The sequence below is a fragment of the Mucilaginibacter sp. P2_A4 genome (genome assembly GCF_056405015.1).
In genome coordinates this window covers 23,077-29,766 of the sequence record NZ_JBFUCX010000027.1, presented here as the reverse complement: position 1 = coordinate 29,766, position 6,690 = coordinate 23,077, and the positions used below count along the sequence as shown (strand labels likewise).

At 39.3% G+C, this 6,690-nt stretch carries 6 protein-coding genes; 3 read left to right on the top strand and 3 right to left on the bottom strand.

Annotated elements, in window-relative coordinates:
• The first annotated feature begins 269 nt into the window (after positions 1-269).
• Entirely contained in the window at positions 270-1,421 is a 1,152-nt protein-coding gene (locus AC1DYB_RS29940; RefSeq protein ID WP_477440543.1) for an acyltransferase family protein, read from the top strand.
• A gap of 42 nt (positions 1,422-1,463) precedes the next feature.
• Here the strand turns inward: AC1DYB_RS29940 and AC1DYB_RS29935 are convergent, their stop codons facing one another.
• Entirely contained in the window at positions 1,464-2,507 is a 1,044-nt protein-coding gene (locus AC1DYB_RS29935; RefSeq protein WP_477440541.1) for a sterol desaturase family protein, read from the bottom strand.
• Between the two features lie 349 nt (positions 2,508-2,856).
• On the opposite strand from AC1DYB_RS29935, the gene AC1DYB_RS29930 reads away from it, so the two are divergent.
• Together AC1DYB_RS29930 and AC1DYB_RS29925 are read left to right on the top strand one after the other, a co-directional pair.
• Positions 2,857-4,188 (top strand): MutS-related protein, encoded by a 1,332-nt coding sequence (locus AC1DYB_RS29930; RefSeq protein WP_477440539.1) that lies wholly within the window; start codon positions 2,857-2,859, stop codon positions 4,186-4,188.
• A gap of 59 nt (positions 4,189-4,247) precedes the next feature.
• On the top strand, positions 4,248-4,517 hold the full coding sequence (locus tag AC1DYB_RS29925; protein WP_477440537.1) for a hypothetical protein: 270 nt from the start codon (positions 4,248-4,250) through the stop codon (positions 4,515-4,517).
• On the opposite strand, the gene AC1DYB_RS29920 is transcribed toward AC1DYB_RS29925, so the two are convergent.
• Together AC1DYB_RS29920 and AC1DYB_RS29915 are read right to left on the bottom strand one after the other, a co-directional pair.
• Positions 4,514-5,671, bottom strand: coding sequence for an MFS transporter (locus AC1DYB_RS29920; RefSeq protein ID WP_477440535.1), 1,158 nt, complete (start codon positions 5,669-5,671; stop codon positions 4,514-4,516). The genes AC1DYB_RS29925 and AC1DYB_RS29920 overlap by 4 nt on opposite strands.
• Positions 5,672-5,824: 153 nt before the next feature.
• A complete protein-coding gene (locus AC1DYB_RS29915; protein WP_477440533.1) occupies positions 5,825-6,532 on the bottom strand; it encodes a DsbA family oxidoreductase in 708 nt (235 codons plus the stop codon).
• Between the last annotated feature and the right edge of the window lie 158 nt (positions 6,533-6,690).

The window sequence follows — 6,690 nt, the reverse complement described above, 5'->3', positions numbered from 1 at the left end:
GTTTATTATAACTGGGAACGGCCACATCAGGGCATCAATGGTAAAAAACCTATCGATATGGTCACCCTAAACAACAAATAAAAATACCTGATTCTGTTACCGAATTACTAAACCCTTACAGCAATGACGATCGTATTTATATTTTTAAACTGCGTCCAATAAATTTCAACTCCAATATCCAATTATTTTAATAAGTTAAACAGCTAAAAAAATTATTTTAATTAGTCGGCCTTTTTATATCTTTAGTTCAAACAAAAATCCTATAACCAATGGCTTCCAAAGCAACAACCAGCACAGGCAATACCGCGCCTGATGATATTAATGCCGCTCCCACCCGTTTATTTTCGTTAGATGCCCTTCGCGGCTTTGATATGTTTTGGATTATGGGGGGCGAAGAGATCTTCCATACAATGGCTAAAGCCACCAAATCACCGTTTTGGGGAGCTATCGCAAATCAGTTTACACACCCCGACTGGAATGGTTTTCATCTTTACGATTTGATATTCCCGCTGTTCCTGTTCATGGCAGGCGTATCTACCCCTTTTTCTGTTGGCCGCGAATTAGAGAAGGGCAAAAGCAAAAAGCAGTTGGTGCTGCGTGTTATAAAAAGAGCATTCATATTGGTGTTACTGGGCTTGGTGGTTAACAACGGATTAAACATTATGCCGATATCCGAGATTCGTTTTGCCAGCGTGCTGGGCCGCATTGGGATAGCATATATGTTTGCCAACATTATTTACCTGTACAGCAGCGAGCGGATGCAGATGGTTTGGTTTTGGGTGTTCATCATAGGTTACTGGCTGCTGCTTAAATTTACTTCGGCACCGGGCTTTCCTCATGGCGATTTAACCATGCAGGGCAATTTTGCATCCTACATGGATAGGATTATCCTGCCGGGCAAATTATATTTAGGCATTCATGATCCCGAAGGTTTATTTTCCACTATCCCCGCTATCAGCACCGGTTTGTTAGGAATAATTACCGGCACCATCTTAAAGAAAACCGGTTTAAGGCAAATGAAAAAAGTGGCTATACTGGGTATTGCCGGTGTCATATTCCTGGTTATTGCTCAAATCTGGAATCTTGATTTTCCTATCAACAAAAATCTGTGGAGCAGCTCATTTGTAATGCAGGTAGGTGGCTTAAGCCTGCTGTTGATGGCATTTTTTTATTATATTATAGATGTGCTGGGTTATCAAAAATGGTCGTTTTATTTCAGGGTGATCGGCATGAACTCCATCCTGATCTATGTATCCGGTCATTTTATAAAATGGGGTTACACCAATAATGGTTTCTTTGGCTGGATAGGTCAGCTCATCGGCGATCCTTTTAATGCAGTAGCCATGGCCATTACCTTTGTAATGGTTAAATGGCTGTTCCTGTACTATTTATATCAAAAGAAAACCTTTTTAAGGGTTTAATCCATAAAGGAGTATACGCAGATATTCGCGGATTGGGAAAATTTAGGTTAATACCGTCTTTTTCGCCGGGTCAGCGTTGCTGGCGTTTTGCTTTTCCAGTTCCTCAAAATACTTCTTCTTTACAACGGTGGTCATTTTATGATCACCGTTATGGTTCCATCCGGGAGGCATTACAATATAGAGGAGCTTGTTTTTAATGCCGGGCGCCTTATATACATCTTTTACTAAGGCTACTATCTCACCAAAGTAGGCGTCCAGGAAACTATTTTTAATCAGTGGGCGACTGATGCCGTACTCGATAGAAATTTCCATTTCTTCGTTTTGGTAAGTGCCAAATACTTTATCCCAGATGGGCAACAGGTTACAAAAATTGGTATCCATGTATTTTATATTGCGGGCATGGTGTACCCGGTGATGCGATGGCGTAAGCAAAATATTGTTTAAAAAGCCTAATCGGGCATCCTTCATCACGTTTTCGCCAATATGGATAAATGTTCCCCAAAATCCATCAATAAACATAATTACAAACAACATAGGAGGGGTAACGCCCAACATGATGCAAACCGTGGTGCGTATAAAATCGGCATAAGGTCCCTCTAAAAAGAAATGCGCGTTACTGATGGCCAGGTTCATGGTTTCGGGCGCGTGATGGGTGGAGTGAAGGCACCAGAACAACCTTACTTTATGACCGAAGTAATGATACAGGAAATGGCCAAATTCCCAAACTATATAACCATAAATAAACCAGTACCAGGTAAATGTAGTTTTAAAAAAAGCATGTTTTTCAAATAAACCTATGCACAGGAAAACCATGCCTATGGATATGTACCGCCCGATAACAGAATTTAATACAAATGAAAAAAAAGGTATTTTATAATGGATAACCTTAAAGCGTTTATAAAAGGCTGCCCGGATAATTTCAAGCGAAAGCAGGAACGGCAGGATTGGGAATAGCATCGCCCGGAAACCGTCGTAAGTAAGCAATTTGCCATAATCGCCAGATTTGATGATGTTCATCAAACTGTTCCAACTGCCCCAGCCAAAAAAGCCTTTAAAAAAATCAAGTATGGTATTCAAAAAATCCATTGTACAAAAATTTATAATTGGTATGAGTTAATAACGTATAATGTGTTAATGTATGTACATTATTAATTCATAAAATTAGAAAATTAAGATTAATAAACAAATAGGTCTGTATAGGTTATCAATGTAACAATATTATATAAAAGCTGAAAGCAGGTTGTACAAAGCCTTTGTTCTTGATGAAAGCAACCTGGTTGTTTGTAACTATTGTTGAATGGGGGGCAGGGGCGAGAACTAAATGTTTGTTAATGACGTTACATTGAGGACAGGTGTGAAAGCTGCGAATTGTATTATATATTATTAGATAATCTAACAGAAAGTTTAGCTTTAAGCAACTCATACAACCATTTTCATGAATTTCGATATAGATAGGCAAACACTAAATGATTTGGCAATATTTCAAAGTAACAATTCCCGCCAATCTATATATAGCCTTTTCAACCAAACAAATACAATTGGTGGCAATGAAGCGTTGCACGATATGTTCAACAAGCCGCTTACCGATCCTGTTCACATAAAGGAAAGGGTAGAAGTGTTTTTATATATTGAGGAACATGATATTAAAATTAGCTTAAATAGAAATGATTATGATTTTGTAGAGTTTTATTTAAAAAAGCATTACCATGCTAAACCATTTTCGGTTATAACCCGGTTCTTAGAAAAAATCATACATGCGTTCATTAATAATAATGATCATTATGTAATTCAAACCGGGATAGAAAATACGCTATCGATACTGGAAAGCTTAATAGATTACGCTGAAGCACTAAAGGGCGATCTGCCTAAAAAAATACAGGAATTCCGTTCAATTATTTTAAACACTTTCCAGCCCGAAGAATTTGTATGGCTAAAACAATTGATAAAGAAGCCTAATCGCAGTGCTACGGATATGGCGAAAGCCGACCACTTTTTCAGGTACCTTGCCTATGAAAGAATGAAGATTTTGTTGAATGTTGCTTACCAGTTAGATGTTTATCAATCCGTAAGTTTAAGTGGTAAAGCCCTTGGTTTCACATTTCCCGTAGTTAATGATACTAACACAACGGGATTAACTATTGAGGGCTTATTTCACCCGTTTATTGCTGATCCTAAAAGTAACGACATTGAATTTAGTCCCGACAAAAATGTTTGTTTTATTACCGGTACTAATATGGCGGGAAAATCATCTCTGCTTAAATCAATTGGAATTGCTATCTATTTATCTCAAATAGGCTTTCCGGTGCCCGCGAAACACATGGTGACTTCCGCATTTAAAGGTCTGATTACAACCATAAACTTAGCGGATGATGTTGAACAGGGACATAGCCACTTTTATAAAGAAGTATTGCGGGTTAAGCAAGTGGCCGAAAAATTAAATCAGTCAAAAGATGTTTTCGTCATTTTTGACGAACTGTTCAGGGGGACAAATGTTAAAGATGCCTATGATGCCTCGCTTGCCATAATCGCGGCCTTTGCAGAGGTGAAAACCTGTTTTTTTGTAGTTTCTACACATATTGTTGAGGTTGCCCATGAATTATCACCCATTGAAAATATCAATTTCCGATATATGGAAACTGTTTTTGAAGATACGAACCCGGTAAACACCTATAAACTTAAAGAGGGTATTACAGAAGAGCGGTTAGGAATGTGGATTGTTAAAAATGAACGGATCCTGGAAATAATAAAAAGCTCTTTAAAACCATAACATTAGGTTAATAATTAAAACCAATCGTCCGTTCATCCCTTTATTATTAAAAAACGATTATGAACCTTTATCAAAAGAAATGGCTGGATGTATTGCACAATACCCGGCTGCCGGGATGGAAAATTGAAGCACAGGGCGAAGATATTTTTATCGAAATGCCTCATGTAACCGATCTGAAAGTTATTCGGGATAATCTGCCCGAAACTTTGGGATTAATATCATTGGATATTGATGTGCCAAAGGAGCGGCTAAAATTCATCATACACAACGGGCATGAGCAGTTTGATTACCTGTTAAACCCGGGCGACACCGATCTTAATAAAGCTTAGGATTCAATTTTAGCTTTGGTAGATACTATAGTAACCAATAGCCCCATTAATGCTATCAGCACAAATGATGCCCTTAATGTGGCAACACCTGCTATAAAGCCAATAACCGGCGGACCAACAAAAAAGCCAAGGAAACCAATAGTAGATACTGCTGCCAAAGCAACGCCCGGTAACATGGTTTTTGACTTACCTGCCGCGCTATAAACCATTGGCACTACAGATGATACACCGGCACCAACCAGTAAAAAACCAATTATTGCTGTATAAATGTAAGGGAAAACTACTGCTATCGTGAGGCCTGTAGCCGTTAACAGACCGCTTACCTGTAAGGTGCGTTTTAAGCCAAATTTATGGGCAAAGGCATCTGCCACAAAACGACCTATAGCCATGGTGAACATAAACGCTGTAAAGCCTATCCCTACCATGGCTGCAGGGGCAAGCACTATTTTTTTAAAGTAGATAACGCTCCAGTCAAACATGGCCCCCTCACAAATCATGGAGCAAAAAGCAATCACTCCCAATTTAATCAGCGATTTATCGGGCATAACAAATACTGGCCCGGCGCTGGCAACTTTATCATCCTCTAAATAGCGGGCCGCTATGGCTACGCCGGCTGCAATAACAACCAGCATGAGCAAAAAATGATATAAGGGTGAAATATTATGAGCTATCATTAAAGAGCCTATCCCGCCGCCTGTAAACCCTGCCAGGCTCCACAAACCATGAAATGATGCCAGTATAGGGCGTTTATAAATCTTTTCGGTAGCTACGGCCTGGGTATTTACAGCTATGTTAACCGCGTTACTGCTAAAGCCGAAACAAATAAGGCAAATAATAAGCTGAAATGTATTTTGTGCCAAACCTAAAGTTACCAGTGCTAATGCATATACCAGCAATGCACTGATTAACAACCTCCGGCTGCCAATTTTAGTGATGATCCACCCGGAAAACGGCAGAGAACACATTAAGCCAACGGGTAATGAAAATAGTACAGCACCTAAAGCCGCATCAGAGAGGCCCATGGTTTGCTGTACCGTAGCTATACGTGATGCCCAGCTTGAAAAGCTTAAACCAGCCATAAAAAACATGGCTCCCACAGCTATGCGGAGCGTTGTTTTGGAGTTTAAAACCGGGAGGGCGGGAGCGTCTATCATCTGTATTTTTATTAGGCTAAGTGTAAAAAATACACTTAGTTGTATTAATGCAAATATAGTGCTTTAATTTATACTTTAAGTAAGCTAAATCGTTTTTGACTTTTGAATGGATTTTAAATCAAAAATACGTAATTGTACTGAAGATCAATAGTGTTAATTGCAATCTCCATCCGGCGAACATGATTCACCTTCAATAATGGTTAGTGCTTGTTTGCTGCTTTCCAGTTGCCATTCGGCAAATGATTTCTCAATTGTTTCCTGGAAAACCGGCACAGCCTGCGCACCCGATACACCATACTTGTTATTCATCACAAAAAACGGAACCCCTCTTATGCCTAATTGTTGAGCCTCGGCAATATCATACTTTACGTCGTCAGCATAAGTATCACTTTCAAGCACTTGTTTTATTTCTTCGGCATTAAGGCCAATATTGGTTCCCAATTGTATAAGGGTGTCGTTATCATCAATATTTAGGCCTTCTGTAAAGTAAGCTTTAAACAAGGTTTCTTCGGCCTTATCACCAAGGTTATGTTTTTTGGCAAGGTGGCTAAAACGGTGAGCTTTGAAACTGTTAGCCACAACAGCCCTGTCGAAATCATAGGTAAGCCCTACTTCGGCAGCCATTTGGGTAACATGGTTATTCATTTGTTGGGCGTAGTCAAGCGTCCAGCCTTTGGCATCAGCCAGGTATTGACTAATGTTAATGTTGGGGTCGGTTTTCATATCCGGGTTAAGCTGAAAGCTTTTCCACTCAATTTCTACCTGGTCTTTATGATCAAATTGCTCCAAAGCCTCTTCAAACCTGCGCTTGCCTATATAACAAAACGGGCACATTACGTCGCTCCAAATTTCTACTTTCATCGTATTCCTGTTTTAGGGATACACAAATCTAAAATAAGCAACCTGTTTCCCCGTAAGGGTAACGTAAAATTTGAAAAGGACATGTTTTTAATTATCCACAAACATTTGGATAGCTTGCTGTAAAACACTTGCTTTGCAAAGCTTAAATCCAATTCCTT

Bases quoted from the DNA above. Each gene is read 5' to 3' on its own strand.
- AC1DYB_RS29925 (WP_477440537.1), top strand. From the start codon at position 4,248: ATGAACCTTTATCAAAAGAAATGGCTGGATGTATTGCACAATACCCGG.
- AC1DYB_RS29920 (WP_477440535.1), bottom strand. From the start codon at position 5,671: ATGATAGACGCTCCCGCCCTCCCGGTTTTAAACTCCAAAACAACGCTC.
- AC1DYB_RS29930 (WP_477440539.1), top strand. From the start codon at position 2,857: ATGAATTTCGATATAGATAGGCAAACACTAAATGATTTGGCAATATTT.
- AC1DYB_RS29935 (WP_477440541.1), bottom strand. From the start codon at position 2,507: ATGGATTTTTTGAATACCATACTTGATTTTTTTAAAGGCTTTTTTGGC.
- AC1DYB_RS29940 (WP_477440543.1), top strand. From the start codon at position 270: ATGGCTTCCAAAGCAACAACCAGCACAGGCAATACCGCGCCTGATGAT.
- AC1DYB_RS29915 (WP_477440533.1), bottom strand. From the start codon at position 6,532: ATGAAAGTAGAAATTTGGAGCGACGTAATGTGCCCGTTTTGTTATATA.